A 26,774-nucleotide genomic window follows, 5' to 3' on the forward strand; every position below is an offset into this window, starting at 1 on the left:
ATGGCAATCCTTGACGAGCTGACCGAGCAGGAGGTCAGCAAGAACAAAGCAATCCGGGGCTACATCGTCCGAGCCCTCGCAAAAGGCAGTCAGAACGCCTTGCTCGTCCGTCAGATCACAAACGCCCTCGTCGCTGACGGCCTGATCTACTCGCCGGATATTTCAAAGCCGATCGAGTATCTGCAGGAGGCGGGTTATGTGACCTTCACCGACCGATCGGTGAACGCCTACAACGCCTACCGCAAGGACTCCATCATCAAGCTCACCCGCAAGGGCGTCGATCTCGTCGAGGGCACGATCAACGACCCGGGCATCGATGTCTAAGGCGGAGCGACGGAGGACGCGGGTCAGCTCGACGATCGACAAGCTCCCGGACGATATTAAAGGGCAACTCGACGTCCGGCTTGCGGACACCTCCAACACCTATGAAGAACTGGCGGCATGGCTCAAGGCTGAAGGCTACGAGATCAGTAAGTCAGCGATCGGGCGCTATGCGATCCGCACCACACAGGCGGCGCAGCGCGTAGCGCAGACCATCCAGCGCACTCAGGCGATCGCTCAAGCGGTGGAGGCCCACCCCGACCTCGACTACACGAAGGCGGCGTCGATGGTGCTCATGGACGGGCTCATGCAGCGAGTCAGCACCGCTGAGGACGACTTTCAGGAAATGCCGCTGGATAAGGCGGGGCGACTCATCGCAAGCCTCGCCCGGAACGCCACCTACGAAAAGCGCGTCCGGCAGGACATGAAGAAAAAAGCTGAGCTTGCCTTCGAGCAGATGGAGACGGAGCTCATGGCGGCAATCAAGCAGCACCCTGAGCTTGCTGGCGAGCTTCACGACGTGCTGGAGCGTGCAAGAGAGAAGGTGCTGGCAGATGGCGAAGATTGACCTGAACGACTACCTCGAAAAGCTCACAGAGCCGGAAGACCGGGAAACGGTCGCAAACCGTGCGTATCAGCGGGAGCTGTTCGAGCAGTACGTCACAAAGGACGGCAACTTTCCCGAGCAGCGGGCGCAGCTCCTTGAGGACTTCAGGGCCGGAAAGGAACTGACCGGGCCGAAGGGACTGCGCCGGAAGCTCGGAGCTTTCGATCTTGAATACTTCGGGCGGGCCTATCTCGCGCACTACTTCGTCCGCCCGTCGCCCAAGTTCCACGGCGAGCTGGACAGGATATGGCGGGAGGGCGTGCTGAAGGGGATGAACCCGGAGGTGGACGCCAAGCGGATCAGCCGCGCGGATGGGTGCCGCCGTGCGATCGAAGCGCCTCGTGGCCACGCCAAGAGCACGACCTTCACTTTCAAGGACGACCTGCACGCCGCCGTCTACGGCTACAAGCACTACATCATCATCCTCTCTGACAGCTCGGAACAGGCCGAGGGCTTCCTCGTCGACATCAAGACGGAACTGGAGGAGAACGCTGCCCTGAAGGAAGACTTCGGCGAGCTGGAAGGCAAGGTCTGGAAGTCCTCTGTCATCCTGCTGGCCAACGGCGTCAAGATTGAGGCAATCGGCTCGGGCAAGAAGATCCGTGGTCGACGTCACAAGCAGTGGCGTCCCGACCTTATCGTCTGCGACGATCTGGAGAACGACGAGAACGTCAACACGCCGGAGCAACGCAAGAAGCTCCGCGACTGGTTCTATAAGGCGGTCTCCAAGGCGGGCGACACCTACACCGACATCGTTTACATCGGCACGCTGCTCCACTTCGATGCGCTGCTGGCCAACGTAGCGAAGAACCCGAGCTATAAGTCGGTACGCTATCAAGGCGTCATCAGCTTCGCCACCAACGGCGAGCTATGGGACGCATGGGAGTCCATCTTCACCGATCTCTCCAACGACAACCGACAGGAGGATGCACTGGAGTTCTTCCAAGCGAACCGCGAGGCGATGCTGGAGGGCACGGCGGTCTTATGGGAGGAGAAGCTCTCCTACTACGACCTCATGGTCATCCGTATCTCCGAGGGTGAGGCGTCCTTCAACAGCGAGATCCAGAATGACCCCATCGACCCGGAGAACTGCACCTTCCAAGAAGAGTGGTTTGACTTTTGGGACGACGAGGGCAAGGCGCAGCCAGACTTCTCCGACCCGAAGTTCCTCTTTGTCGGCGCGAACGACCCATCGCTGGGCAAGAACAAGAAGTCGGACACCAGCTCCATCATCGCACTGGCGAAGGACACGCAGACGGGCTACCTCTATGTCGTGATCGCGGACATCGCCAAGCGCAAGCCGGATCAGATCATTGAGGACGCCCTCGACGCGAGCCGACGCCTCCAGCGGGAGTACAAGCGGCCCTACTACAAGTTCGGCGTGGAGACGGTGCAGTTCCAGTATTACTTCGCCGAGATCATGCGGCAGCGTGCGGCAGCGGTCGGCGAGTATCTCCCTATCGAGGAGATCAACAGCACGCAGAACAAGGATGCACGCATCCAGTCCCTGCAGCCGTTCGTGAAGAATGGCTACATCAAATTCAGCAAGAAACACAAGACACTGCTAAAGCAGATGACCGAGTACCCGATGGGCAAGAACGACGATGCGCCGGACGGCCTCCAGATGGCGGTCAAGCTGGCGCTTGACATCAAGATCGGGCGCAGGGTCGACTACAGAAGCGTCATCGCCCGCGCCCTCGACTTCCGGCGCGGAGCCTACTAAGGAGGTGAGGCGCATGATTATCCAAGAGAATACAATCATCCACGGCGACAGCCTCACCGTGCTCCGTCAGATGGAGCCGGAGAGTGTCGACGCAATCATCACAGACCCGCCCTACGGCATCAACTATGTCTCTCAGACGGGGGCGTCCATCAAGAACGACAAGAGCCCCTTCATCTGGTTCCTCTACGACGCCTTCCGCGTACTCAAGTCCGGCGAGGCTGGACGCGGTGGCCTGATCTGCTTCACCCGTTGGGATGTGGAGCAGACCTTCATCGACGCGATGAAGATCGCGGGCTTCAACGTCAAGAGTGAGGTCATTTGGGATAAGGTCTACCACGGCATGGGTGACACCAAGGCAGCGTTTGCACCGTCGCATGAGAACATTGTCTTCGCGGTTAAGGGCAAATACAGTTTCCCCGGTAGCCGCCCAAAAGACCTCGTCACATTCCCGAAGATCAACAGCTCCAAGATGGTGCACCCCACCGAGAAGCCTGTTGGTCTGCTGGCTAATCTCATCTCCTCGGTCACGAAACCGGGCGACCTCATCCTCGACCCGTTTGCCGGAAGCGGTTCCACGCTGGTCGCGGCGAAGAAGACGGGGCGTCGCTTCATTGGCATCGAGCTGGATGACGATTACTTCGTCACGGCCCAGCGGCGCATCGAGGAGGTGCGGGAATGAGCCGACTCAAGCAGCTCGTCACCCGGCTTAGACGCCCGGATATGCGGGAGGTCGCCGTGGCGCAGGTCTCCGACAAGTACAGTGAGTATCCCAGCAATGGTCTGACGCCTGTCAAGCTGGCTGAGATCCTCCGAGAGGCCGACGCGGGCGATGTTCTTCGGCAGATGGAGCTCTTTGAGGAAATGGAGGAGAAAGACCCTCACCTATTCAGTCAGCTCCAGACGCGCAAGAACGCCGTCACGGGCCTTGACTTCGAGGTGATTCCCTTCGGCGACGAACCGCTGGACAAGGAGATCGCCGACTTCATCGAAGAGCAGCTCAACGGCATCGAGAGCTTCGAGGATGTGGAGAATGACCTGCTCGACGCAATCGGCAAGGGCTTCGCCGTATCCGAGATCCTGTGGGGCTATGACGAAGGGCACGTCGTGGTGCAGGACATCAAGACGCGACACCAGAAACGCTTCTTTTGGGACACACTGGACGATTCGTTCAAGGTGCGAACGAAGGACGTGCCGGAGGGCATCCTGCTCCCGGCGAACAAGTTCATCGTTCACAGGTACAAGGCTCGCAGCGGTCACACCTCTCGGGCTGGCATCCTCCGAGTTGTGGCGTGGATGTACCTCTTCAAGAACTACGACCTGAAGGACTGGGTCAGCTTCGCTGAGATCTACGGTCTGCCGCTCCGGCTGGGCAAGTACGCGCCGGGAGCGAGCGACAGCGACAAGGCGGCGCTCATGCGAGCCCTCATCCAGATTGGCTCCGACGCGGCGGGCATCATCCCGGATGGCACGAGCATCGACTTCATTACCACGGAGAAGACCTCCAGCTCCGACCTCTATGAACGGCTGGCTCGTTACTGCGATGAACAGATCTCCAAGGCAATCCTCGGCCAGACGCTGACTTCCGACTCGGGCGGCGGCAGTTACGCACAGAGCAAGACGCACAACGATGTCCGGCACGATCTCACCGTCGCCGACTGCAAGGCGCTGGCGTCCACCCTCCGGCGCGACCTCATCCGCCCGCTGTGCATCTTCAACTTCGGCGAGGACAAGCGCATCCCCTACATCCGCTTCGACTGCGAAGAGTCCGAGGACTTGACGCAGACGGCGACAATCCTCGGCACGCTCATCGAAAAGGTCGGGCTTCGGATACCCACGAGCTTCGTCTATAAGAAGTTCTCCATCCCCGAGCCGGAGGAAGGTGATGAGATTGCAAAGCCCACCTACGGAGGCGGCATGGGCGGCGTGCTGCCGTTCAAAAGCGATGCGCTACTCTCCCTCAAGGCGGGAGCTGACGCGCCGATCGGCACGCAGCAGCACATTGACAGGCTCGCCGCCGCCGCGCTCCACAAGGGCGTGGGCAGCTTCAAGCGCGCGTTCGAGCCGGTTCTCAAAATGATTGAGAACGCAGACAGTCTCGAACAGCTCCGCGAGCTGATGGAGGATGACACAGCCGTCGCCGAACTCTACGCCGCGATGGATGTCTCTGAGGTCGAGGAGCTGCTGCAGAAGGTTATGCTCTACGCCGATCTTGAGGGGCGGGTGGTTGAGGATGGATGAGTTCACCGCGCTTTTCAGCCGCAAGGACATGACCTTTGAAGAGGCGGTCGCGTACTTCAAAGAGCGCGTCCCTGTAACCGCCTCGCGGTTCTATCAGATCGCCGCCGAGTACCGCGCCCTCGCCTTTACGGTCAGCGGCTACACGAAGGCGCAGGTGCTCAAGAAGTTCTACGACGAGCTGCTGGCCGCGCTGGAGGATGGTAACAGCCTTGCGGAGTTTCGCGAGAATATGAACGACTTCCTCGAAGCAGAGGGCTACGAGGGCATCACGCCCTACCAAGCCGAGAACATCTTCCGCACCAACATCCAGACGGCCTACAATGTGGGCCACTACAAGCGGATGACCGAACCGGGCGTCAAGGCGCTGCGGCCCTACTGGCAGTATGACGCCGTCAACGACTCAAAGACCCGCCCGAGCCACCTTGCGATGGATGGGCGCGTGTTCATGGCGGACGATCCCATTTGGGACACATGGTTCCCGCCCAACGGCTTCAAGTGCCGCTGCACGGTCAAGACGCTCTCCAAGCGCCAGATGGAGCAGCGGGGGCTGACGGTGGAGACCGAAGCACCGAGGGCGGCGCGGCTGGAGGATGGGCGCTTCGTCAACATCCTGCCCGACCCGCAGTTCGATACCAACCCCGCCAAGGTACGCTATCAGCCAGACCTCACAGGCTACCCCGAGCCACTCAAAAAGGCGTACCAAGAGCGCGAAAAGGGGAACACTCCGCCATAAGGCCACAGAGCCCCGCTGTGCGCGTTTTGCTCTCGGCAGGGTAATTTGACGGGTGCGGCAAATAAGGGGCGTGCGCACGCGCTCTAACGCCGTTTCCGGGCGGTTCGCGGCGACACCAAAGGAGGACAGATGCAAATGGATGGTTTTTTGACCCTAAAAGGCGGCAATGTGGAGCTCGTGGGAGCGCCGGAGACGATCTTCGTCCTCCCCATCGGCCACGTTGTCAGTTCGAAGGGCGAGTTTGATGTAGACGATGAGAGCTACAAGGCGATGAAGGCGCAGATCGCCAAGCGCGGCGTGGATCTCGTCGTTGACTACGAGCATCAGACGCTCAAAGGGTGCGAGGCACCCGCAGCCGGATGGGTGAAGGAGCTGAAGCTGGAGGACGGGCAAATCAAGGCCGTCGTCGAGTGGACGCCCCGAGGGGCGCAGTACCTTGAGAACAAGGAGTACCGCTACCTCTCCCCGGTCGTGAATGTCCGCAAGGCGGACAACAAGGCGATCGGGCTCCACTCGCTGGCACTTACCAACACTCCGGCGATCGAGGGGATGAACCCCATCGTCAATTCAGACAATTTTGAAGGAGGACAACATTCTATGGACATCAAGAAGCTGGCGGAGCTGCTCGGTTTGAGCGAGGACGCCACGGAGGAGCAGGTCGTGGAGGCGCTCAAGGCTTGCCTCGCCGAGAACCGCAGCCTCAAGGAAGCGGAGAAGCAGCCGCCCGAGAACGTCGTGGCGAACAAGGCGGTCTGCGAGCTGCTGGGTCTGAAGGCGGGCGCTGCCGCCGAGGACGTGACCGCAAAGATCATGGAGCTCAAGAGCGGCACGGTCGACGGCGTCAACCTCGCCGAGGAGCTGAAGGCGCTCAAGCAGCAGAATGCGGAGCGCGAGGCCAACGACGCTGTCATCCTCGCCCTGAAGGCGGGTAAGATCACCCCGGCGCAGAAAGAATGGGCTAAGAGCTACGCCCTGAGCGACCCGAAGGGCTTCGGCTCCTTCGTGGAGAAGGCCCCGCAAATCGTGCCGATGGACAAGATTGAGCTGGACGACGTCAAGGCTCTCAAGAGCGACGCGCTGGACGCCGACACGCTGCTGGTCTGCAAGCAGCTCGGAATCTCGCCCGACGACGTTAAGAAGTACGGTATGAAGGAGGACTAAGATCATGGCAAAACTGACTGATGTGAGAGATACCCCTGAGATCGCCAACGGCGCAAAGGTCATCGCGGTGCCTGTGAAGGGCGGTACCACCATTTATCAGGGCGCACTCGTCGCTCTGGACGCGAGCGGCTACGCAATCCCCGGCAAGAAGGCCGAGAGCCTGACCGCTGTGGGCCGCGCCGAGGAGACAGTGACAAATACGGGCGCAGACGGCGAGTTGGTCATCCGCGTCGCTCGCGGCGTATTCGTCTTTGACAACACCGCTACCGCTGCGAATAAGATCACCGCCGCCCATGTTCTCAAGCCCTGCTACATGGAAGACGACCACACCGTCACGGCGCTCGCCACGGGTGCGTCTGTGGCTGGCACCGTCATCCGCGTGGATGACGAGGGCGTCGCCGTCGAGTGCGGAGGCTACATTCCCGCTGCTGCCGCCGCAGGTGTGGGCGGCTAATCGAGTAAGGAGGTACATCCATTATGATCATCACCCCGCAGGCCCTTAGAGGCATCTATACCGCCTTCAACACGGTCTTTAACAAGGCGTTTGAAGGGCAGCATCCCACCTATGAAAAGGTCGCGACCGTCGTGCCCAGCACCAGCGAATCCGAGACCTACGCATGGCTCGGTGACATCCCCGGCATGAGGGAGTGGATCGGTGAGCGCGAGATCCAGAACCTCTCCGGCTCCGCCTACACCATCAAGAACAAGGACTTCGAGCTGACTGTCGGCGTAGACCGCAACGCGGTCGAGGACGACAAGATCGGCCTCTACAATCCTTCCATTCAGATGCTCGGCGAGTCCGCCGCGCTGCATCCCGACGAGCTGGTCTACGGTCTGCTGGCCAACGGCTTCACCGAGAAGTGCTACGACGGCAAGACGTTCTTCGCTACCGACCACCCTGTCGGCAAGGACAAGGCAAGCAACAAGGGCACCGCGAAGCTGAGCATGGACGCCTACAAGACGGCGCGTACATCCATGATGAGCCTGAAGAACAGCAAGGGCCGCCCTCTGGCGCTGGTTCCCGATCTGCTGGTCGTGCCGCCCGCACTGGAAGCGGACGCCCGCGACATCCTCGTCGCCGACTTCATTAACGGCACGAAGAACACCATGCAGGGCACGGCGGAGATCCATGTGGAGCCTCGCCTCGCAAGCGACTCCGCTTGGTTCCTGCTCTGCACCAAGCGTCCCGTCAAGCCGCTGATCTACCAGCAGCGCAAGAAGGCGAAGTTCGTCTCCAAGACCAACGAGACCGACGACAACGTCTTCATGAGCAAGAAGTTCATCTACGGCGCAGACTCTCGCGGCAACGCGGGCTTCGGCTTCTGGCAGATGGCCTACGGCTCTGACGGCACCACCACCTAAACCGCCCGGGGCAGAAAGGAGGGCACGGCATGAGCTACAGCACACGCGCTGAAGTACGGGACATGGTCAAGGATGACGCGCTCAACGCGATCATCGGCGACACCTTCATTGAAGACCCCGCCGAGCGTGAAGAGCTGGTCTCCCCGATCATCGATGCGGCGATCGCCGACGCGGACGCAGAGATCGACGGCTACCTCGCCAAGAGGTACGCCGTCCCTCTGGCCCCGGCCCCGAGGGTCATCAACAAGTTCTCCAAGGACATCGCGGTCTACAATCTATTCTCCCGCATCGGCATCGACGAGGGGACGGATCAGAAGACCTACCTGAATCGCTACAACGCGGCGATCAAGTTCCTCACGCTGGTCGCGGAGGGCACGGTGTCCATCGGCACGGAGACGGAAGACCCGGCGAGCGCAGCGGCGGGTGGTTTTAAGGTCAAGTCCAACAGCCGCCTGTTTACCCGCGAGAAGATGAGGGGGATGTAACGCATGGCCATGTACAGCATCCGGCTCGACGGCGACACGCGGGCGATGCTCCGCAGGATCAGGAGCTTCTCGGAGATCGACAAGCAGGGCATCAATGCGGCACTGGCTGAGGGCGCGCGCGAGTCGACGCTGGAACGGTTCAAGCAGAGCAAAGGCCCGGACGGGCGCAGATGGAAGACCTCCATCCGCGCCGCACAGGAGGGCGGCAAGACGCTCATCCAGTCCGCGCAGCTCCGCAACTCCATCCACGCCAAGTCGGACACCTCCGGCTTCGCGCTCGGCACGAACGTCAAGTATGCGGCGACGCATCAGTTCGGAGAATCGGGCCGCACCATCCGGGCGCGGAAGAAGAAAGCCCTCCGTTTTCAGGTGGGCGGCAAGTGGGTCACGAAGAAGCAAGTCCGCATCACCATCCCGGCCCGTCCCTTCCTCGGTCTCTCAGAGGACGATATGCAGGAGATGAAGGCGACGGTCGAAGAGTTCATCCAGAAGGAGGATTGATCTCTTGCTCTACACGGAAAGCAAGCAATATCTCATCGACAAGCTGAAAGCGGCGGGCATCAAGTCCAAGCCATTTACCACAGAGAAGGCTCTGGAGAAGAGCCAGGAGTCCCACATCGGCGCGGTCTTGTTCGAACGTGAGACTTTCACCCGAAACGGTTCCAAAAAGAGATACAGAGACGAAGAGGGAACGCTGCACAAAAGGCGGAAGATCATGGAACGGGCGACCACGTTCGGCGTGATCATCGGCGGCTATACCGATGATGAAGTCGAAGAGATATTCGACCGCTTTGTGGCGAGTCTTGACCGTGGCATCTACATCGACGGCAACTTCGTCCCCATTGAGATTGAGGGAGCGGATTGGGTCGACAAGGACGACTCACTCCTGAAAGCACAGGTCGCCGTGCAGGTGATGATCACCTTCAACGGCGGCGTTTACCGCGACACGGGCTTCGCACCTCTGACCGATGTCAGAGTGACGTCCGTGGAGAAGATCACATGAAAGGAGCCTACAGATGGCGACTAAAACACAGAAGCCGGAAGGCGCTGCCGCACCGGAGCTTGTGCCGATCGACAAGCTCCGTGAGCAGCACAAGGTTGGGCGTGCCACCTACGCGGGCGTATGCGCCGCGAATGGCTGGCGGCCCGGTAAGGCGATGACGGAGGACGAGTTCCTCGCCGCCGTCGCCAAGTTCAACAACAGCCCGATGAACGGGCGTAAGAGCAAGGAGGCGAGGAAGTAATGCTTAGAGATGTACGCAGCAACGTCACGGACGGACTGCTCGGCTTCGCCACGGCAACGGGCGACGGTCTGCACATCAAGATCGGCGTCTCCCCCTCTGTCACCGAAAAGCCCATCACCATCCTCGGCAGCATGGGCGCAAGCACCATCAAGTCCAAGCTGGGCCTGTCCCCGCTGGCCGATGCGGTCATGGACGCGGTGCAGGGCGGCGCGGCCCGCGTGTTCTGCATCCCCGTCGCCGCGAGCACCGCTGGCACGATCGGCGAGGTCACGAAGACGGGCGACGGCGGCGGCAGCGTGACCGTGCAGGGCTCGCCCAACAACGCCTACGCGCTCACCGTGCGCTTCACCGCGCAGGGCGGGCTCAACACCGCAGCCTTCGTCTACTCCATCGACGGCGACAACTTCTCGGAAGAGATCACCGTCCCCGTCACTGGCAGCTACGAGATCGAGGGCACGGGCCTGACGATCAAGTTCACCGAGGCGAGCTCGCCGGATCAGAAGCCCAGTTCCTTCCTCGTGCGCGACACCTACACCCTCAAGACCACTGCACCGAGCATGACGAACGGCGATGTGCTGGGCGCGATTGAGAAGATCAAGAGCTTCAACGAGGAGTTCGAGTTCGTCCACATAGTCGGCGGGAGCACGGTGGAGCTGTGGGAGGCGGTCAGTGAAGCACAGAAGGAGCTGATGACGGTCTGCCACAAGCCCTGCTTCTTCCTCATGGAGGCCGCCTATCCCGCCGACGAGGCGGATGGTGACCTGAGCGATTGGGCGCTGCAGATGGAGGCAGACCGTAAGCGGATCAAGAACTCCGACATTCAGGTCTGCGCCGCATGGGGTCGCCTTGTGCGGCTGGACGGCACCACGCAGATTGTCAACCTCGCGGGCCTCGCCTCCGGGCGCTACGCCATGACGAAGGTGAGCGTGTCCATCGGCAAGACCAAGGACGAGGACGCGCTGGGCTTCCCCAAGACGAAGCTGCTGGAGCTGGTTCCCATCGGCTACGACAGCACCGTCATTGAACTGCTGGACGTCGCGGGCTACATGACCTTCCGCGAGTACGACGGCCTTGACGACATCTTTGTCTATCACACGAAGATGATGTGCAAGGACGGCAGCGACTTCCGCTATGCCGAGGATGTGCGTGTGAAGAACAAGATCATCCGCGAGACACGCAAGAAGGCGCTGCAGTTCAAGAACGACGACATCGACCTTGAGGACATTCAGGGCGAGCTGGACGCGCGGGCGAAGTTCATCAGCGTGCCGCTTGACCGCATGGTGGAGGACAAGGAGATCAGCTCCTATGAGACCACCGTGGACGAGAGCTGCTACGATACCTTCCTCGAAGATGAGACCATGAGCGTCATCATCCGCTACCTCTCCAGAGGCTACATCCGCGAGGTCGTTATCGACATCGGGCGCTCGGCTCTGAGCAGCAACTAAGGGAGGAGGACAGGCAATGCTGAAGGTAAACGGAAAAGCCTATGATTGGGGCGACGTGGATCTGAAAATCCCCGGCCTGAACATTCAGGTGCAGGAGATCAGCTATGACGACGAGCTGGAGATGGAGGAAGTCTACGGCTCCGGCTCCAAGCCGCGCGGCTACGGCACAGGCAACTATAAGGCGTCCGGCAAGCTCTCCATGCTCCGCGACGACTACGACGATCTGCTGGCCTACTGCAAGCAGAAGGGCGTTCCCTTCTACAAGATGGAGCTGCCCTCCATCATCGTCTCCTACGCCAACGAGGGCGCACGCACGAAGATCGACGAGCTGAAGAAGGTCAAGTTCTCCAAGCGCAGCAACAAGGCAGCGCAGGGCGACAAGAGCCTCACCGTCGACGTCGACATGATGATCGTCGGCGGCGTGTATCAGGACGGCGTCGCACCCGTCTAAGGACAACATTTTTGAGAATAACAAGGAGGAAGTCACACTATGGAAAGCACCAACAACCAGACCCCCGCCCGCAGCAGCGAGGAACAGCTCAAGGCCAAGTACGGTGGCAAGCTCTACCGCGTCGGCATCACCGTCCCTGTGGATGATGAGAGCGAGAAAGAGTTCTCCTACTACTTTAAGCGCCCCACCGTCCCCAGCTATGACCGCTACATCAAGACCGCTGCACAGGGCATCACCAAGGCGAGCAAGGCGTTCATGCTGGACGCGGTCATCGACGAGGACGCCGAGCGTCTGACGAAGGACATGGAGGAGAACCCCGGCATCGCGATCTCCATCGGCAATAAGCTGACGGAGATCCTCGGCCTGACGGGTACGGCAAATTTGAAGAAGCTCTAAGAGAACGGGTCGCGGAGGTACGGGAGAGCTTCGTGGAGCGCGGGCTCCTTGAGATCTATCGTTTTGTGCCTCTGCCTCTCTTAGAGACCTTTGACCCCGAAACGATTGACGACGTCGACGAGTTCCTCGGATGGGTCGCAAAGGCCCGCTTCATGCAGGAGCTTGAGGAGGGCATCGTCACCCGGGCGATCGTGCGAGCGTTCCCCGAGTGACGGCCTCCCGTCGCCGATCGTTTTCCGCCTCTATCTCAAACTGGAGGTGAAAGCAGAAAATGAGTTTAGAGTCCGTATTTAAGCTGTCGCTCATTATGAACATGATCGACAACCTCTCCGGGCCGATGGCGGGCGTGGCGTCCAAGGTCGGCGCAAACGTCTCCAAGCTGGACGCCGCAAGCCAGACCTTCGGCAGCATGGCAAAGGCGGGTGCGGCGATGCAGGAGACGGGCTCACAGATCGTAAACGCTGTGCTCGCCCCGGTAGAGGCGACCTTTGAAACGCGGCGTGCGCTGGGTGAGCTGGCCTCGCTGGGCGTGCAAGACCTTGAAGCGGTCGAAAACGCCGCACGCAGCTTCTCCGATCAGTGGGCGGGCACGTCGAAGGCGGACTTCATCAGCGCGGCCTACGACATCAAGAGCGGCATCGCCTCCCTCTCTGATGAGGGCGTCGCAGAGTTCACAAGCCTCGCGGCCCTGACCGCAAAGGCGACGAAGTCCACGGCGGGCGAGATGACCTCGCTGTTTGCCACAGGCTACGGCATTTATAAAGACTACTACAGCGACCTGAGCGACATGGAGTTCGGCGAGATGTTCTCGGCTGGCATCTCCGACGCCGTCCGAGCGTTCAAGACCTCCGGCTCCGGCATGGCACAGGCAATCCAGAACCTCGGCGCATCGGCGACCACGGCGCAGGTGCCGCTGGAAGAGCAGCTCTCCGTCTTGGGTATGCTGCAAGCAACGATGGGCGGCGCGGAAGCGGGCACAAAATACAAAGCCTTCCTCCGCAGCGCCACCAAGGGCGGCGAGGCGCTGGGGCTCAAGTTCACAGACGCCAACAACCAGCTCCTGAGTATGCCAGAGATCCTCGACATCCTGCGGGGCAAGTTCGGCGAGACAATGGACGCCGCCGAAAAGATGGAGCTGCAGAAAGCCTTCGGCGACACCGAGGCCGTAGCGCTCATCGACCTGATGTATAACAAGGTCGGCGACCTGCAGGACAACATCGTCAATATGTACGGCTCGCTCGGAAAGGGCGTGTCGGTCACGGAGCAGATGGCCTCCGCCATTCAGGAGACGGAGCCGGAACGCTTCGAGCGACTCAAGCAGCGCATCCACAACGTCACTGAGAGCATCGGAAACTCCCTGCTCCCCACGGTCAACGACCTGATGAGCAAGGGCGAGGGCGTGCTGACGAAGGTCGGCTCGTGGATCGAGAAGAACCAGGAGCTCGTCAAGGTCATCATGCTCATCGTTCTTGCGGTGGGCGGTTTCCTCGCTGTAGGCGGCACGCTGATCGCCCTGATCTCCGGCGTCGGCCTCGTCGTGACAAAAACGGTCAGCGCGTTCAAGATACTCAAGGGCGGCTTCGCACTGGCGCGAGGGGCGCTCACACCACTCATATCCTCGGTGTGGAGCTTCACGGCGGCGCTGCTGGCCAACCCCGTCACATGGGTCGTCATTGGCATTGTGGCCCTCATTGCGGCGCTGGTGCTACTCTACAACAAGTGTGAGTGGTTCCGCAATGCGGTCAACTCCGTCATCAACTTCTTCAAGGAAACGCTGACGGCGGTGGGCTCGGTCGCGAAGTCGGTGTTTGAGGGCATCGGGAACGTGATCGGCTCCGTCATGGACGCGGCAAAGGCGACCGTGTCCGAGAAGCTGTCCAACATCAAGACGGCCTACGAGGAACACGGCGGCGGCATTTCCGGCGTCGCAGCGGCGGCGATGGAGGCGGTCAAGGGCTGGTACACAGCGGGCTACACCTTCATCGACAACCTCACGGGCGGCAAGCTCTCGGAGATCCGTGGGAAGTTCTCGATGGCCATGAGCAACATCGTCCAAGGCATCTCACAGAAGTTCACCGACGCACGCACCGCCTTCTCCAACGGCCTGAACAACATCAAGAACGCCGTCTCCGGCGCGGTCACGTGGTTCTTCGAGTCCGGCAAACGGATCGTGTCCACCTTTGCAAACGGCATCAAGTCCGCCTTCAGCAGCGCGGTCGAGGCCGTAAAGGGCGGCTTGCAGAAGATCCGCAACCTCCTCCCGTTCTCTGACGCGAAGGAGGGGCCGCTGTCCACGCTGACCCTGTCCGGCCAACGCACCATGACTACCTACGCTCACGGCCTGACGCTTGCGGGCGACGCCCCGGCAGAGGCGATGAACAAGAGCCTCCAGCAGGTGCAGGGCGCTCTTGACCGCAAGCCGGAGAAGAAGGTCGACCTCGGCGGCGGGAAGAAGGACAAGGACGAGAGCAGCGATGAGGGCGGCTCCGGTAAGGGCAAGCAGGTCATCATCCACAAGCTGCTCGTCCCGGTCGACCTCAAGAAGATCAAAGACCTGCAGCAGCTCCTCGCTATTTTGCAGGAGATCGAGGACTACGCAGCGGCCAACGAGGACGGCGAACCCGGCGACGACGAGGACGCCGTCCCGGCCCCGGCATAAGGAAGGAGGACGCTATGATCTATGTAGAAGACGAGCTGATCAAGCTCAACGGCGTCGTCCTCCCCGGTCTCGTCAAAAGCATCGAGGTCATTGAGACCGCGAAGGTGGACGAGCAGGAGGTCGAGGGCAGCGCCACTAAGCCGAAACAGGCAACGGGCTACGAGGACGCCAAGGTCAACATCGAGCTGATCATCGACGACACGCCCTCGCAGACCAAGTACCAGCGATACGCAACGCTCCGGGCGATCTTCCGATCGCCCGGGCAGAGCGTGCCGCAGCCCATCCCCATCATCAGCGAGGACACCGCCGCCCACGGCGTGGAGAAGGTCATCTTCAAAAAGCTGTCCCACAAGGGCGAAAACAAGCGCGGGCAGCTTACGGCTACGCTGGAGCTGTGGGAGTACATCCCGCAGACCATCACGGCAAAGTCCGGCTCCAGTTCCGGCTCCGGCAAGTCCGGCTCCGGCAAGTCCGGCGGCGGCGCGGCGAGCAATCTGAAGGCGGGCTACAAGAGCTACCTGAGCAACGGACGGGGCAAGTCCCCCGCACGGGATGACGCAGACGCCACGGCGGCGATGAACAAAGTGACCGCCATGCCGTACTAAGGAGGCCACAGTGGAAACGAAAGAACTGTACTACCCGCAGATCTCGGCACAGGCCGGTTCCTACACCTTCGAGGAAGGCGTGGAGCTTGAGATCTATTCCTCGAAGTCCTCGTATTATGATTGGGCGAAGATCCGCTTCACGAGCCAGTTCCGCCCGAAGCTCTCGCTCAAGAAGAAAGACCCCGCCACCATCCAGCTCGGCTATGACGGCACGCTGGAGGACGTGTTCACGGGCTTCGTCTCCGGCAACTACGACGGCGGGACGTATGCCAACGAGGTCGCGCTGAAGGATGAGATGCTGCTCATGGAGGAGACGATCATCAACGACACCTTCCTCGACACCACGCCGCAGGAGCTGATCTCGTACTTCCTTGCACAGGCGGGCCTGTCCAAGATGAAGCTCTCCAGCAAGACCTACCCGACGCGCAAAATGCTCCCCATTCGGAGGCAGACCGCCGTCCAAGCGATCAACGCCGTCAATGCGGCGTGGGGGCTTCGTGTTCCGTTCTTCTTCTCGGGCGGCGTCTTCTATTGGGACGAGAAGCCGGAACAGAAGAAGGTCTACACCTTCGAGCGCGGCGTGAACATCCTAAACCTGCGCCGCGCGGGCGGCGTATGGGAGCTGGAGACGGTCTCCGCGCCATTCATCAAGCACTCCCACAAAATAAACCTCATCCATCCGCAGGTGAGCGGTGAGGTCGAGGTCTCCAAGGTGGTCAGCAAGACCAACGACTCCGGCTTCATCCGCACCTACATCTATTTCTGACCCCGAAAGGAGGAAACCGACGTGCTCGAAGAAATGGTCGCGTCCGTTATGAAGAAGACGCTGGCGCAGGACTTCCCGCATTTGAAGCTCCCCGCCGCCGTATTCGCCACCATCGACTCGGCGGCAAAGAGCGACGCCTTTGACATTGAGGAACTGATCGTCCACAACGAAGTGACGGGCGAGGTGTTCAAGGCGCACATCACCTCCTACTGGTACGAGTACAAACTCACCGTCATCGACCGCTTCGGCAACCCCGACGCCAACTATCCCGCGCTTCCGGGAATTAAGTCTAAGAAACAGTTCAAGGCCGGGGCGGTCGTGGCCGTCGCGCTTCCCTACGGCGACCTCACCCCGGCGATCATCGGGGAGGTGGAGCTATGACGGGCTTGAACGATACGGACATCCGGCTCAACAGCGAGTGGCAGCTCACACAGGCCACAGACGGCGACGCGCCGCTCTGCTCGGGGCTGGAGTGTCTGTATCAGAACATCGTCCTTGAGGCGCTCACGCAGCCGGGAGACGTCTTCTATGACGCCGAGTTCGGCTGGGGCCTGTATGACTTCATCCAGTCCGAGGACACGGAGCTGACCCGTCTGGAGATCACCCAGCGGGTGCGGCTCAAGCTGCAGAAGCGGGAGGTCATCCTCCCGGAAAGCATTGAGATCAGTATTGCGTTCGAGGATGACGCGGTCGTGCTGCACTGCTCCTTCCGCTTCGCGGAGGAGGACGAGCGGCACGAGCTGGACGTCATCATCGGCGCGGTGAGCGTGGAGGTGATATCAGAATGATCGACAAGGAAATACTGGACGCCGTGCTCCCTCTGCCTACGCTGGACGAGCTGAAGGAGCAGAAGGTCGAGGAGCTGAAGGACGAGGGCTTCGTCATCAGCAACTTCCATTCGGGCGGCGTGTTCTACACGATGCTCATGATCGTGCTGCGCATCAAGGTCGAGGTCATTGAATTGCTCCGCGTCGTGCTGAACAATATGTTCGTCTCCCACGCGGGCGGTGCGTGGCTCGACCTGAAGATGGCGGACTACTCCAAAAAGCGCAAGAAGGCGCAGAAGACGCAGGGCTTCATCACCGTCAGACGCGCCGACATGACGGGCGAGGCGGTCAAAATCCCCAAGGGCCACGTCTTCAAGAGCATCCTCGACATCAACGGCGAGGAGCTGCGCTTCTTTGTGCTGGAGGCGGCGACGCTGCAAAAGGGCGCGTCCTCCGTGGACGTGCTGGTGGAGGCCGAGACAGAGGGCAGCCGCTACAACGTCCCCGCAGGGCAGATCGTGCGCACGCTGACCTACCTCGGCGACGTCACATTCAGCAACGCCGAGGACTGGATCGTGCGGGAAGGCAGCGACACCGAGGATGACGAGAGCGCGAGGGCGCGGACACTCCGCTCGTGGTCGGAGCTGGCGCAGCGGGCGACGGAGGACACCTTCATTGACGCGGCGGAGTCCGTCCCCGGCGTACTGTTCGCACAGGCCGACTGCAACCACCCGCGCGGGCAGGGCACGGTGGACGTCATCGTGACAGGCACGGCGGGCGAGGCAACGGAGGGACTGCTTGCGGCAGTAAGAGAAGCCGTTGACAAGATCGCTGGCCCGTATGATAATATTCTCGTGAAGTCCTCTGTGACCGTATCGCAGAATATCTCCGTCACGGTCACGACCGACACGGCGGACACGGACGAGGCTGTGGAGAACCGGGTCAAGGCGATCCTCACCGAACTGCTGGCCGTGCGCCGCAGCCGCAAGCTCAACGAGCTGACCCTGTCCGACATCAACCACGCGATCCGCAGCGGCTACAGTGGGGCCACCAACGCGGCGGTCTCCGAGCCGGAGGCGGATGTGAAGCTGGGTAAGGACAAGGTCATCACCCTCGGCGACGTCTCCGTGACGGTCGAAAGGGAGTGAGCGGATGAAGCAGTTTGAAACCTTCGGGGAATATATGTTTGATCTGCTCTTCGCTCCCTTGAAGAAGGGCCGGAAGACGGTCAACCAGCTCTGCATCTTCTTCAAGGTCATGGGGCGCGAGTTCGACGACCTGAAGGCGGCGATCTTCCGCGTGCGCAGCGAGGCGAACGTAGCAAGCTGCTCAGAGGTCATGCTCCCCGTGCATGGGCAAGACCGGGATATGCCGCGACTGGAGGGCGAGGACGCCGAAGCCTATCGGACGCGCCTGTCCATGAAGGGGATCATCTCACAGTGGAGCGGCACGCGGCGCGGCGTTCTCTACGCGCTGACCGCGCTCGGCTACGACCGCAGCCGGATTGAACTGTTCGCCGATCAGGATGCGGAGCGCTGGGCTGAGTTCATCATCTTCCTGAACAGTTCCAAGCCCAGCGGCATCACAAATCTCTCGGTCATCGACGGGCAAGTCCGCAAGGTCAAGGAGGGCAGCAGTAAGCCCGCCTACGGCATGGAGACCATCGGCGGGCTCATTATTCAATCCCGGCTTCAGACAGGCTTCTCACGCTATCCAAGGTGCGGAGAGATCGTGTGCGGCGTGTGGCCGCATATCGTCAGTGAAGGACATCTCGTGGCCTCGACGGTCATGGCGCAAGGCGGCGCATCGGGCGGCGGCAATCCCTTCCCGAGAGCCGGCACATTTGCAGCCTCCGAGGAGTTCTATCACTTCGGCGCGTACACCATTTATCAGGGCTTCGCCTCGGACATTGAGGTGGGCTCGAAGGCGGCGCAGGGTGCAAAGGTCTACCTGAGATGCTCCACCTCTACGCGCTGCTCTACCAACGCGAAAGGAGGCGCAGCAGAATGAAAACATTGACTTCTATCGGTATCCAGAAGATCGGGCAGCGGTTCGTTGACTCGGTCGATCATGCGGACTACACGCTCAACGGCGTGCCACAGACAGCGGAGCCCTTCCGCCGCTTCGTGCAGGGCGCAAGCGCAAGGGTCTACATTTACTTCGACGATACCGTGATCGGTGACGTCGCCGAGGTGCAGCTCGTGGACAAAGACGGTGACATCATCGCGTCAGCGGGCGAGCGGGTCTTCACAAAAACACCGGGCAAGGGGCTTTATATAGCCTTCAAATATAATATCTTAGAAGTGGAGGTCGAAAGCAGCAATGAAAGCCTATGAAAAAATCGGGTGGCTCGATCACGTCCAAGACATTGAGACGGGAGAGGTCATTCAGGAAGGAACGCCTGTGAGTCAGGTGAATATGAACCACATGGACGAAGGCATTTTCACAAACCGTGAAGCGGTCATTCTCCATGAGGCTCAGATTGCCGACGCGCAGAAAGAGATTAAGGTGTTGAAGGATGCGACGCTGAACAACATGGTCAACAATGTCTTTCTCATCAACTTCAACACCGTGACCTCGGTCGCGATCACGTCAGGGATTTACGACTCTGTGGCGCGAAAAATCTATGTATAAGGTCGCTTGCAGCCGCAAGGAAGCAAGCTGCATCATCGGGAGCTTGCTCGTGGAGCTGGCCCCGGTATGCGAGAAGTGCGGCGGGTTGCCGGATGGCGTGCTGAACCTGCAGACGGAAGCGGGGCTGTCCCTCACAGGGGACGCCGACGTCCTCATCACAGGGCACAGCATCATCAGCGGCAAGCCTGTCAGGATCAAACTCACGGACTACGGCTTCGAATATTATGGTGATCACGCCGAACTTGCCCGCGTTCGGGAAAAGAGGTGTGTGTATCATGGCAGAGCCGTCAGTCCTACAAAAGAAAACTGAGATATTTCTCGAAAGGGATATATACCCCTTGCTGAAAAACTTCCCCGCCTCCGAGAAGTTCTCCTTGTGCCAAGAGATCAAGCAATCCTGCTACAAGCTCATCCGAGCGGCTGTTATGGCCAACAACCTCACGAACGTCAACAGACGGCTCATGTGGCTGGATGAGGCGGACGCAGAGAAGACACTGCTGCTCGTGCTTTTAGGTGTCGCCAAGAACCAGAAGTACATCACGCAGAAGAAACTCTTGGAACTGCAAGGAAAGCTCGAGGAGATCGGGCGCATCATTGGAGGACTGCAAAAGTTCTTCATCAACAACCGAAAATAGACCATCAGAAAAAGTACAGCACCTACTCAGGGTTATCTCTGTCTGGCGTCGAACCGTGCGATTCGCGGGTACAATTCGGCCCGCAACTGGAACAACAACAATGCTACGAACTCCAACCCGAACCTCGGTTTCCGCCCCGCCTTGTAGGTTATTACGTCATCTGCGGCCACGGCTTCAGGTGCGTGTCCTTGTTATACTTCAAGGGAGAGGTAATCCTTCGCCATGTTGAGAAACGGCGTAAAAACAGTGACTGAGCTTCGCCCGCCCTCTCGTATTGGGAGGCGGAGGGAGGTCTACAATGTGGGTAGCAACCCGCGTCATGGGTGCCAAGCCGTTCTAAAAGGAAAGGATGCCACGAATGACGAAATTCCCCATTATGCTCTACAACACGAAGAGCACCAAGAAAGCCCTCGTGCCGCCGATCCCTCCGCCCTCCAGCTATGAGGACGCCGTGGGCTGGTCAGCGATCGAGGCGGGCTACAAGACCGCCTTGCGAGGCAGCCGTAAGTTCACGCGGGAGGCCGTGCTCTACGACCTCTATTCCGAGGTGAACAACGTGCGCCTGTGGCGCGATCTCAAGAAAATTGAGAAAACGAGACAGGCGGGCGTTAGTGAGTACACGCCGGGAAAGTATCGGCACAGGATCATCGTGGAGCCGAAGGAGCGCAGTCTCCACATCCCGCCGCTGCGGGACAAGATCGTGCAGCTCGTCATCCATCAGGAGCTGCAGACGCTCTTCCGCCCGGTATTCGTCAACCGTTCATTTGCGTGTATGTACGGAAAAGGCCCCATCCGAGCTGCCTTCAACGTACAGCATGACATGAGGGTCGCCCGCATGAAGTGGGGCGACGAGGCGACGGTCATCAAGATCGACGTCCGCAAGTTTTTCTACAGCATCGACCGCAGCGTGCTCAAGCAGATCATCGCGAAGCGGTTCAAGAAGCTCAAGAAGAAGTACCCCGAGAAATACGAGGACTTCCTCCGTTTTTACAGGCTTCTTTGCAAAGTGATCGACAGCTCGCCGGAGGGCGAGAGAGGGATTCCGCTGGGAAATGTGAGTTCTCAGGACTTCGCCAACATCTACCTCAACGAGCTCGATCAATTCTGCATCCGCTTCCTCGGTGCGACGCTCTACACGCGCTACATGGACGATGTCGTCGTCATAGCGCCAAACAAGGAAATCGCCCGGGAGTGGTTAGCAAAGATCAAGGTGTTCCTCCAAGAGAGACTGCACCTTGAGACCAACCAGAAGACCAAGATTTTCTATGTGCGGCAGGGCGTGAACGCCTACGGCTTCAAAATCAAAGCGACGCATCTGCTTCTCCGTACCGAGTCGAAACGGCGGGAGAAGCGGCGCATCAAGCGGATGATGGAGAAGCTGCAGGAGGGCACGATCACGAAGGCAGCGATCGTCCAATCGGTCAATTCGTGGCTCGGCTTCGCCCGATGGGCTTGCGCCCACAATCTGGCGAAGAAGATATTCGCTCCCTACCGCTTCATCAAAACGGAAGGAGAGCTACCTTATGGCGCAATATCTCGGAACCGTCAAGCTCGGCGGATTTTACAACAACGGCGCGGCGCTGGCAAGACCCACAAAGCCGTGGCGTAACGACACTGAACCATATTCGGGCGCGGGTAGGGGCAATATCCCCTCAATGTCCGGAGGCATTTCAAACTACAGCTTCGGCAATACGCCCTCAGACGACGCAAAGAAGCTCCAGTGGGTAAAGATCAAGGACGGCGACAAGACACTGCTCATCTGCGACCGTGTCATCCTTGTCAATGTCACTTGGAACGACCTGAACAGCGCGGGCTGGATCTTCGGCAAGGAAGTCACCATTGACGGCGCAAAGTACAAGTGCCGATCCCTGACGGGCGGCAGCAACTACCGCAACACCTCCGATGCATACGCGGGCGGCACGCCCACCAACAATGAGTGGGACAGGCTTGTCACCCGCGAGGAGGTCATCACGGGCCTTCCGGCTCCTGTGTCCTCCGACCTCGACAGCAGCCTCAATTCAACCGATCTCAGCAGTGCACATAATCAGCTTTGGAACTGGATGGGCGTCTATACTTGGTGCCAAGAGACGTATTCCTCGAATACGTCGCGCCGTGCGATTCGCGGGTACGGTTCGGCCCGCAGCTGGAACTACGACTATGCTACGGGCTCCACCCCGCGCCTCGGTTTCCGCCCCGTCCTTGAAATCCTGAACACTGACCCTCTGATCTCTGACAGTGACAGAGACCTCGGAGATAAGAACAGCAATTTCACGATCACCTACACGGTCGATGACGCCGACTCCGGCGACGTCTTGACGGCGACGGAGTCGCTCGATGGGCAAACGACGAAGTCGTTTGCCCCGACGCGAAATTCGGTAAACACCATCTCTGTCGATGTCGACTCCCTAAGTCTCGGTAAACACACCGTCAAGGTCGTCGTCAGCGATGGACAGGGCGGCACAGCGACCCGGACGTGGACGTTCACCCGCACAAACTCCGCACCGACCATTTCCGGCAGCGACGGCAATCTCGGAGATAAGAACCTCGGCTTCACCTATGCCTACACCATTGACGATGCGGACGGCGACACACTGACCGTCGTGGAGGAACTCAACGACGAGACGATTCGCACGATCAACAATGCGCCCAAGGGCGAGGAGCTGACCGTGACGATCACCTCCGAGAAGCTCTATGCGCTGGGGCTTAATTCGGTCAACACCCTCAAGATCACCGTCACGGACGGCAAGGGCGGTACGGCCTACCGTCGCGTCACCTTCAAACGCACAAACTCCGCACCGACGATCTCCGGGCAGGACAAGGCCCTCGGTCTGAAGAACGGGAGTTTCGCAGAGAATTACACCGTGAGCGACGTTGAGGGCGACAATGTGGTCGTCACCGAGTTCGTGGATGACGTGCAGATCCGCAGCTATCAAGCAACGCTGGGACAGCAGGAAACGATCGAGCTGACCCGAGAGAAGTGGCTCTCGCTTACCAATGGACAACACCAGCTCCGCATCGAGGCGGTCGACGGCAACTTCGCCACCAGCGTCCGTGTATTCTCCTTCAGCAAGAAAGAGACCGTCATTAAGTTCGAACTGGTCGCGCCGGAGGAGACCGATGCAGCGGCGACTAAGGTGCTCGTGACGCCGACGTGGAAGATCGAGGGCGCGGTCGCCAAGGTGGAGGCGTGCAACAACGGTTTTGACGCCGTTCCCACATGGGAGGACATCACGGCGATGGTGCAGATCAACCGTGTCTACAACTTCACCAACAAGACCAAGACCGCGAGCAAGTGGGGCGTGAATATCCGTTTCACCATCACAAAGAATGAGGGCTTCGAGGGTGAAGTCTCCATCTCGGGTTTCGGAGGTGCGTATGAATAAAGCTATGAAGTATTTGACTCCGAAAAAACCTATCTCCAAGATCGCCCGTGACCGGGCAGAGGAGATGGAAGAACGGAATGTCGACCTCTACGAGGCGATCGCTGGACTCTTTGAAGAGCTGGCTGCGCTGGAACAGTCCAACGCGGAGCTGAAAGCCCGTGTTGAAATGCTTGAAAAAGGAGGTAAGCAGAAATGAAGGTTAAGACCTATATGATCGCCGTCTATGCCGTTCTCGTCAAGAACGGCAAGCGCGAGATCGAGGAGCTTCCCGAAGCCTATATCATTCCTGTTGCTGAGTATTTGGCTACTCAGGAAGAAGCTACCAACGAATGAGATAAGCGGTGAAGCAAAAACCCCGAGGTAAAGGCAGTTTACATCTTTCCCGGGCAACCACAAAGGCTCGTCCCGCAGTACACGCAGACCACCTTGAAGGGGGCCGCGTTTGCTGTGGGACGAGCCTAAGATTTTCTTCTTAGAACGGCGCTATTTTTTCTCAATTATCCTGTCCGAATTTCTCAAAAATCGTGTCGCGCTACACCTATGTGCTGCTTTCTCTTTTGTGTGCGCTCCATGAGGGACAATGGACAATAGAGGAAGTCCAGGGAACGCTGCAAATGCTGTTTGACCGCCAGTACATTCTCACGGAGGATGTGGTGGTGGAAACCCGGTATCGCACAGAAACCGACACATGGACGGACGAGGACGGCAACTCCCATACAGACACCTATCAGGTGCCTTACGACTATTACATCTGTACGGTCACGCTGGAGAACTTTGATTTATCCCATGTACCCGTGTATGTCATAGGCGAGGATCAGCTTTCCCGGTATGCCATCTATATGGCAACGCTGGGAAACCGCCCCGATCTGTTCCCAGATTCTCCCTATGTGAACAAGTACATTACCGGGAAACCCGGTGATTACGAAGTGCCCGGAGAATATCTGGACGATGAAACCTTTGCTGCAATGCTTGCCGAAGCGCAGAAATACATCGGCTATCCCTATGTGTGGGGAGGCAGTTCTCCTGCCACTTCCTTTGATTGCTCGGGGTACGTTTCGTGGGTTATCAATCACTCCGGCTGGAATGTGGGCAGGCTGGGCGCCCAGGGGCTCTATAACATCTGTACGCCGACCAGTTCTCCCAAACCCGGTGATCTGGTGTTCTTCAAAGGCACCTATGACACGCCGGGTGTGAGCCATTGCGGGATTTATGTCGGTGATGGAAAAATGCTGCATTGCGGAGATCCCATCGGCTACGCAAATTTGAATACAAGCTACTGGCAATCTCATTTTTACGCCTACGGGCGTTTACCGTGACAGGAGGTTTTGAAATGGCAACTACCAAAAGCATGAAAATTCAGGCCGAGATTGATAAGGTCAAGGCCAAAATCAGTGAACAGCAGGCCCGGCTCAAGGAGCTGGAGCAGAAAAAGCTGGAGGCGGAAAACAGCGAGATCGTGGACATTGTGCGCGGTATGAGCATTTCCCTTACGGAGCTCCCGCTGCTGTTTGAAAAGCTGAAGGATGGAGGTACTTTGGGACAAAGTGTCCCGAAGTCCGAAGAAGAAAAGGAGGAAAACTGAATATGAAACACTTTCGTATGTTGGCGGCGGGGCTTTGCTCCGCCGTTCTTTTATGCGGCTTTGCAATCCCGGCCTATGCCTATTCGGACGGCGGGAATGAGGAACCGCCTGTTGTGGAAGAAACTCCGGCCACGGAGCCAGCGCCTACCATTACCCCGGGCGAGGGCTTTTCGGAGGATGGAAACCTTGTGACCCGCGATCTGCTCTACGATGCCGCAACCAACAAACAGTTCATCACGGTGGAAACCAGCGGCGGCAACACCTTTTACATTGTCATTGACTATGACAAGCCTGTGGACGAGGACGGCGAACAGTATCACACATACTTTTTGAACATGGTGGATGAAGCCGATCTGCTGGCGGCACTGGAGGCCGCTGGCGGAGAACTTCCGGCCTGCTCCTGTACAGAAAAATGTGCGCCCGGAGCCATCCATACGGATTGCGAGGTCTGCGCGGTCAATATGACCGAGTGTGCTGGCACAGCTCCCGAACCTGCTCCGGTGACGGAACCTGCGGAGGAGCCGGAACCCGAACCCCAGCAAAAAAGCAATACCGGGACACTTCTGCTGATTTTGGCAGTGGCTGTTCTGGGCAGCGGTGCAGGCTGGTACTTCAAAATCTACCGCCCGAAGCATGAAAAAGCTGCTGTACCCGAAGAGGATTACAGCGAGGAACTGGCCGATTATGACGATCCCGAGGACGATGGGCCGCCTTGGGACGAGGACGATACCGAAAGCGAGGATAATGAATGAGATTTACAAATAACCCCTATGAGGGATTTATGAAAGAAAAAAGCTACTTCAAGGGTGTGCCGCCAAGCCTGCCGCCGAAGGGCTCCCGTTGTGACGGCTGCCCTTACTGGCGCGGGATCGGCTGCGTGTTCTGCTACCGGGAGCAGCTTAAACCACCGGGCAACGGGAGGTGATACTGTGGGCCGAGAACTGACCCGGACAGAAAAAGCGGCAATCCGCAGGCTGGTGTCAAAATGGTGTGCCAACTATGACCGGGACTGCGGTTGCCTGCCGCTGGATTGCGAGTGCTATATGTTTGGAAAATGCTGGACGGGGGCTTATTGCCGCTACTTCCGCGAGGCAGTTCTGCCCCTTGATCCGGCGCTGGAGGCTGCGTTGCTGACAGAGGGGCCAAGGCCGGATTTCAAGGCTTGCCCGGTATGTGGCAGAGCCGTGGCTCCTGATGGACGGCAAACCTATTGTTCGGCGGCCTGTGCAAAGGTGGCACACCGCAGACAGCAGCGGGAATATATGCGAAAAAAGCGGGGCTGATGTGTTGACAATTAGGACACCCAAAACCCGCTTGTGACAAGGCTTTTTAAGGCCCTTTTCTGCGGGAGGCGTATGTTTCTACGTCTGGCCCTGTTTCCGTGAGATGCTGTCAACATTTTAACTGCCGGGGCTTTGGGACAATTTGTCCCAAAGTTCCGGCTTTTGTGGAAGGAGATACTATGCCGAAATATTATCCGATCAACGAAGAAGCCGCAAAGCGGGCAAAAGATATGAACAGCTTTTCCGACTATCAGCCGGGCTCCGCTACGGCGGGCTACCGGGCAATGGTCGATG

The 26,774-nt window shown here is 59.2% G+C and carries 36 protein-coding genes and 1 pseudogene; all 37 read left to right on the forward strand.

The features are described 5' to 3' along the window. The 37 genes and pseudogenes from H8Z83_RS16460 to H8Z83_RS16640 all read left to right on the forward strand — a co-directional run bounded on the left by H8Z83_RS16460 (position 1) and on the right by H8Z83_RS16640 (position 26,480). Positions 1–324 carry a hypothetical protein gene (locus H8Z83_RS16460; protein WP_005936271.1) on the forward strand — a complete coding sequence of 108 codons (324 nt, stop codon included), beginning with the start codon at positions 1–3 and terminating at the stop codon, positions 322–324. Then, positions 317–889, forward strand: coding sequence for a DUF3486 family protein (locus tag H8Z83_RS16465; protein ID WP_055188831.1), 573 nt, complete (start codon positions 317–319; stop codon positions 887–889). The genes H8Z83_RS16460 and H8Z83_RS16465 overlap by 8 nt, the downstream gene beginning before the upstream one ends. Beyond that, complete coding sequence (terL, locus tag H8Z83_RS16470; RefSeq protein ID WP_187016086.1) at positions 876–2,651, forward strand: phage terminase large subunit; 1,776 nt, start codon at positions 876–878, stop codon at positions 2,649–2,651. Before H8Z83_RS16465 ends, terL begins: the two co-directional genes overlap by 14 nt. Before the next feature lie 13 nt (positions 2,652–2,664). Continuing rightward, positions 2,665–3,330: a DNA-methyltransferase gene (locus H8Z83_RS16475; protein ID WP_055188827.1), complete on the forward strand. Its 666-nt coding sequence runs from the start codon at positions 2,665–2,667 to the stop codon at positions 3,328–3,330. After that, positions 3,327–4,889, forward strand: a complete 1,563-nt coding sequence (locus H8Z83_RS16480; protein WP_187016071.1) for a DUF935 domain-containing protein — start codon at positions 3,327–3,329, stop codon at positions 4,887–4,889. Before H8Z83_RS16475 ends, H8Z83_RS16480 begins: the two co-directional genes overlap by 4 nt. Beyond that, on the forward strand, positions 4,882–5,622 hold the full coding sequence (locus tag H8Z83_RS16485) for a phage head morphogenesis protein (RefSeq protein WP_187016087.1): 741 nt from the start codon (positions 4,882–4,884) through the stop codon (positions 5,620–5,622). Before H8Z83_RS16480 ends, H8Z83_RS16485 begins: the two co-directional genes overlap by 8 nt. A 135-nt stretch (positions 5,623–5,757) precedes the next feature. After that, positions 5,758–6,783, forward strand: a complete 1,026-nt coding sequence (locus tag H8Z83_RS16490; RefSeq protein ID WP_187016072.1) for a phage protease — start codon at positions 5,758–5,760, stop codon at positions 6,781–6,783. 4 nt (positions 6,784–6,787) lie between these two features. Beyond that, positions 6,788–7,237 carry a hypothetical protein gene (locus tag H8Z83_RS16495; RefSeq protein ID WP_187016073.1) on the forward strand — a complete coding sequence of 150 codons (450 nt, stop codon included), beginning with the start codon at positions 6,788–6,790 and terminating at the stop codon, positions 7,235–7,237. A gap of 23 nt (positions 7,238–7,260) precedes the next feature. Then, a complete protein-coding gene (locus tag H8Z83_RS16500) occupies positions 7,261–8,145 on the forward strand; it encodes a Mu-like prophage major head subunit gpT family protein (protein ID WP_187016074.1) in 885 nt (294 codons plus the stop codon). A 29-nt stretch (positions 8,146–8,174) separates the two neighbouring features. Continuing rightward, entirely contained in the window at positions 8,175–8,630 is a 456-nt protein-coding gene (locus tag H8Z83_RS16505; protein WP_055188818.1) for a gp436 family protein, read from the forward strand. A 3-nt stretch (positions 8,631–8,633) separates the two neighbouring features. After that, positions 8,634–9,131: a phage virion morphogenesis protein gene (locus H8Z83_RS16510; protein ID WP_366464502.1), complete on the forward strand. Its 498-nt coding sequence runs from the start codon at positions 8,634–8,636 to the stop codon at positions 9,129–9,131. A gap of 4 nt (positions 9,132–9,135) precedes the next feature. Beyond that, positions 9,136–9,633 carry a hypothetical protein gene (locus H8Z83_RS16515; protein ID WP_005936297.1) on the forward strand — a complete coding sequence of 166 codons (498 nt, stop codon included), beginning with the start codon at positions 9,136–9,138 and terminating at the stop codon, positions 9,631–9,633. 13 nt (positions 9,634–9,646) lie between these two features. Then, positions 9,647–9,874, forward strand: a complete 228-nt coding sequence (locus tag H8Z83_RS16520) for a hypothetical protein (RefSeq protein WP_005936300.1) — start codon at positions 9,647–9,649, stop codon at positions 9,872–9,874. After that, positions 9,874–11,319 (forward strand): DUF2586 domain-containing protein, encoded by a 1,446-nt coding sequence (locus H8Z83_RS16525; RefSeq protein WP_187016075.1) that lies wholly within the window; start codon positions 9,874–9,876, stop codon positions 11,317–11,319. The genes H8Z83_RS16520 and H8Z83_RS16525 overlap by 1 nt, the downstream gene beginning before the upstream one ends. Positions 11,320–11,335: 16 nt before the next feature. After that, positions 11,336–11,770 carry a hypothetical protein gene (locus H8Z83_RS16530; RefSeq protein ID WP_187016076.1) on the forward strand — a complete coding sequence of 145 codons (435 nt, stop codon included), beginning with the start codon at positions 11,336–11,338 and terminating at the stop codon, positions 11,768–11,770. A 39-nt stretch (positions 11,771–11,809) separates the two neighbouring features. Beyond that, a complete protein-coding gene (locus H8Z83_RS16535) occupies positions 11,810–12,166 on the forward strand; it encodes a DUF6848 family protein (RefSeq protein WP_005936309.1) in 357 nt (118 codons plus the stop codon). Positions 12,167–12,198: 32 nt separating this feature from the next. Beyond that, the gene (locus H8Z83_RS16540) at positions 12,199–12,378 is read left to right on the forward strand and encodes a hypothetical protein (protein ID WP_187016077.1); all 180 of its coding nucleotides are present in this window, start codon (positions 12,199–12,201) and stop codon (positions 12,376–12,378) included. A 59-nt stretch (positions 12,379–12,437) separates the two neighbouring features. Further along, positions 12,438–14,825 (forward strand): phage tail tape measure protein, encoded by a 2,388-nt coding sequence (locus H8Z83_RS16545; protein ID WP_187016078.1) that lies wholly within the window; start codon positions 12,438–12,440, stop codon positions 14,823–14,825. Positions 14,826–14,839: 14 nt separating this feature from the next. Then, positions 14,840–15,430 carry a transcriptional regulator gene (locus tag H8Z83_RS16550; protein ID WP_187016079.1) on the forward strand — a complete coding sequence of 197 codons (591 nt, stop codon included), beginning with the start codon at positions 14,840–14,842 and terminating at the stop codon, positions 15,428–15,430. A 10-nt stretch (positions 15,431–15,440) separates the two neighbouring features. Further along, a complete protein-coding gene (locus tag H8Z83_RS16555) occupies positions 15,441–16,196 on the forward strand; it encodes a hypothetical protein (protein ID WP_055188803.1) in 756 nt (251 codons plus the stop codon). A gap of 21 nt (positions 16,197–16,217) precedes the next feature. Next, positions 16,218–16,577 carry a carbamoyl-phosphate synthase subunit L gene (locus H8Z83_RS16560; RefSeq protein ID WP_227145900.1) on the forward strand — a complete coding sequence of 120 codons (360 nt, stop codon included), beginning with the start codon at positions 16,218–16,220 and terminating at the stop codon, positions 16,575–16,577. Beyond that, positions 16,574–16,984: a DUF2634 domain-containing protein gene (locus H8Z83_RS16565; protein ID WP_187016080.1), complete on the forward strand. Its 411-nt coding sequence runs from the start codon at positions 16,574–16,576 to the stop codon at positions 16,982–16,984. Before H8Z83_RS16560 ends, H8Z83_RS16565 begins: the two co-directional genes overlap by 4 nt. Then, complete coding sequence (locus H8Z83_RS16570; protein ID WP_187016081.1) at positions 16,981–18,111, forward strand: baseplate J/gp47 family protein; 1,131 nt, start codon at positions 16,981–16,983, stop codon at positions 18,109–18,111. Before H8Z83_RS16565 ends, H8Z83_RS16570 begins: the two co-directional genes overlap by 4 nt. Positions 18,112–18,115: 4 nt before the next feature. After that, positions 18,116–18,973 carry a serine/arginine repetitive matrix protein 2 gene (locus H8Z83_RS16575; RefSeq protein WP_187016082.1) on the forward strand — a complete coding sequence of 286 codons (858 nt, stop codon included), beginning with the start codon at positions 18,116–18,118 and terminating at the stop codon, positions 18,971–18,973. Then, on the forward strand, positions 18,970–19,299 hold the full coding sequence (locus H8Z83_RS16580; RefSeq protein ID WP_005936339.1) for a hypothetical protein: 330 nt from the start codon (positions 18,970–18,972) through the stop codon (positions 19,297–19,299). Before H8Z83_RS16575 ends, H8Z83_RS16580 begins: the two co-directional genes overlap by 4 nt. Beyond that, positions 19,286–19,597 carry a hypothetical protein gene (locus H8Z83_RS16585; protein ID WP_005936342.1) on the forward strand — a complete coding sequence of 104 codons (312 nt, stop codon included), beginning with the start codon at positions 19,286–19,288 and terminating at the stop codon, positions 19,595–19,597. Before H8Z83_RS16580 ends, H8Z83_RS16585 begins: the two co-directional genes overlap by 14 nt. Continuing rightward, entirely contained in the window at positions 19,590–19,907 is a 318-nt protein-coding gene (locus H8Z83_RS16590; RefSeq protein WP_005936344.1) for a hypothetical protein, read from the forward strand. The genes H8Z83_RS16585 and H8Z83_RS16590 overlap by 8 nt, the downstream gene beginning before the upstream one ends. A gap of 28 nt (positions 19,908–19,935) precedes the next feature. Beyond that, the gene (locus H8Z83_RS16595) at positions 19,936–20,232 is read left to right on the forward strand and encodes a four helix bundle protein (RefSeq protein WP_235254858.1); all 297 of its coding nucleotides are present in this window, start codon (positions 19,936–19,938) and stop codon (positions 20,230–20,232) included. Between the two features lie 358 nt (positions 20,233–20,590). Next, a complete protein-coding gene (locus tag H8Z83_RS16600) occupies positions 20,591–21,841 on the forward strand; it encodes a reverse transcriptase/maturase family protein (RefSeq protein ID WP_187016083.1) in 1,251 nt (416 codons plus the stop codon). Continuing rightward, positions 21,756–23,615, forward strand: a complete 1,860-nt coding sequence (locus H8Z83_RS16605) for a hypothetical protein (RefSeq protein WP_243185093.1) — start codon at positions 21,756–21,758, stop codon at positions 23,613–23,615. The genes H8Z83_RS16600 and H8Z83_RS16605 overlap by 86 nt, the downstream gene beginning before the upstream one ends. Then, complete coding sequence (locus H8Z83_RS16610) at positions 23,608–23,811, forward strand: hypothetical protein (protein WP_005936356.1); 204 nt, start codon at positions 23,608–23,610, stop codon at positions 23,809–23,811. The genes H8Z83_RS16605 and H8Z83_RS16610 overlap by 8 nt, the downstream gene beginning before the upstream one ends. Continuing rightward, entirely contained in the window at positions 23,808–23,948 is a 141-nt protein-coding gene (locus H8Z83_RS16615; protein WP_005936359.1) for a CD1375 family protein, read from the forward strand. Before H8Z83_RS16610 ends, H8Z83_RS16615 begins: the two co-directional genes overlap by 4 nt. A 206-nt stretch (positions 23,949–24,154) precedes the next feature. Then, positions 24,155–24,931 (forward strand): annotated as a pseudogene (locus H8Z83_RS16620) (C40 family peptidase); the annotation flags it as partial. A gap of 14 nt (positions 24,932–24,945) precedes the next feature. Next, entirely contained in the window at positions 24,946–25,197 is a 252-nt protein-coding gene (locus H8Z83_RS16625) for a DUF4315 family protein (RefSeq protein ID WP_015563850.1), read from the forward strand. A gap of 2 nt (positions 25,198–25,199) precedes the next feature. Beyond that, the gene (locus tag H8Z83_RS16630; RefSeq protein WP_187016084.1) at positions 25,200–25,949 is read left to right on the forward strand and encodes a DUF4366 domain-containing protein; all 750 of its coding nucleotides are present in this window, start codon (positions 25,200–25,202) and stop codon (positions 25,947–25,949) included. 29 nt (positions 25,950–25,978) lie between these two features. After that, complete coding sequence (locus H8Z83_RS16635) at positions 25,979–26,122, forward strand: hypothetical protein (RefSeq protein WP_187016090.1); 144 nt, start codon at positions 25,979–25,981, stop codon at positions 26,120–26,122. Between the two features lie 4 nt (positions 26,123–26,126). After that, a complete protein-coding gene (locus H8Z83_RS16640; RefSeq protein WP_110104192.1) occupies positions 26,127–26,480 on the forward strand; it encodes a cysteine-rich VLP domain-containing protein in 354 nt (117 codons plus the stop codon). Positions 26,481–26,774: the final 294 nt, after the last annotated feature.

The sequence above is a fragment of the Dysosmobacter segnis genome, from assembly GCF_014297285.1.
Taxonomy (GTDB): domain Bacteria; phylum Bacillota; class Clostridia; order Oscillospirales; family Oscillospiraceae; genus Oscillibacter; species Oscillibacter segnis.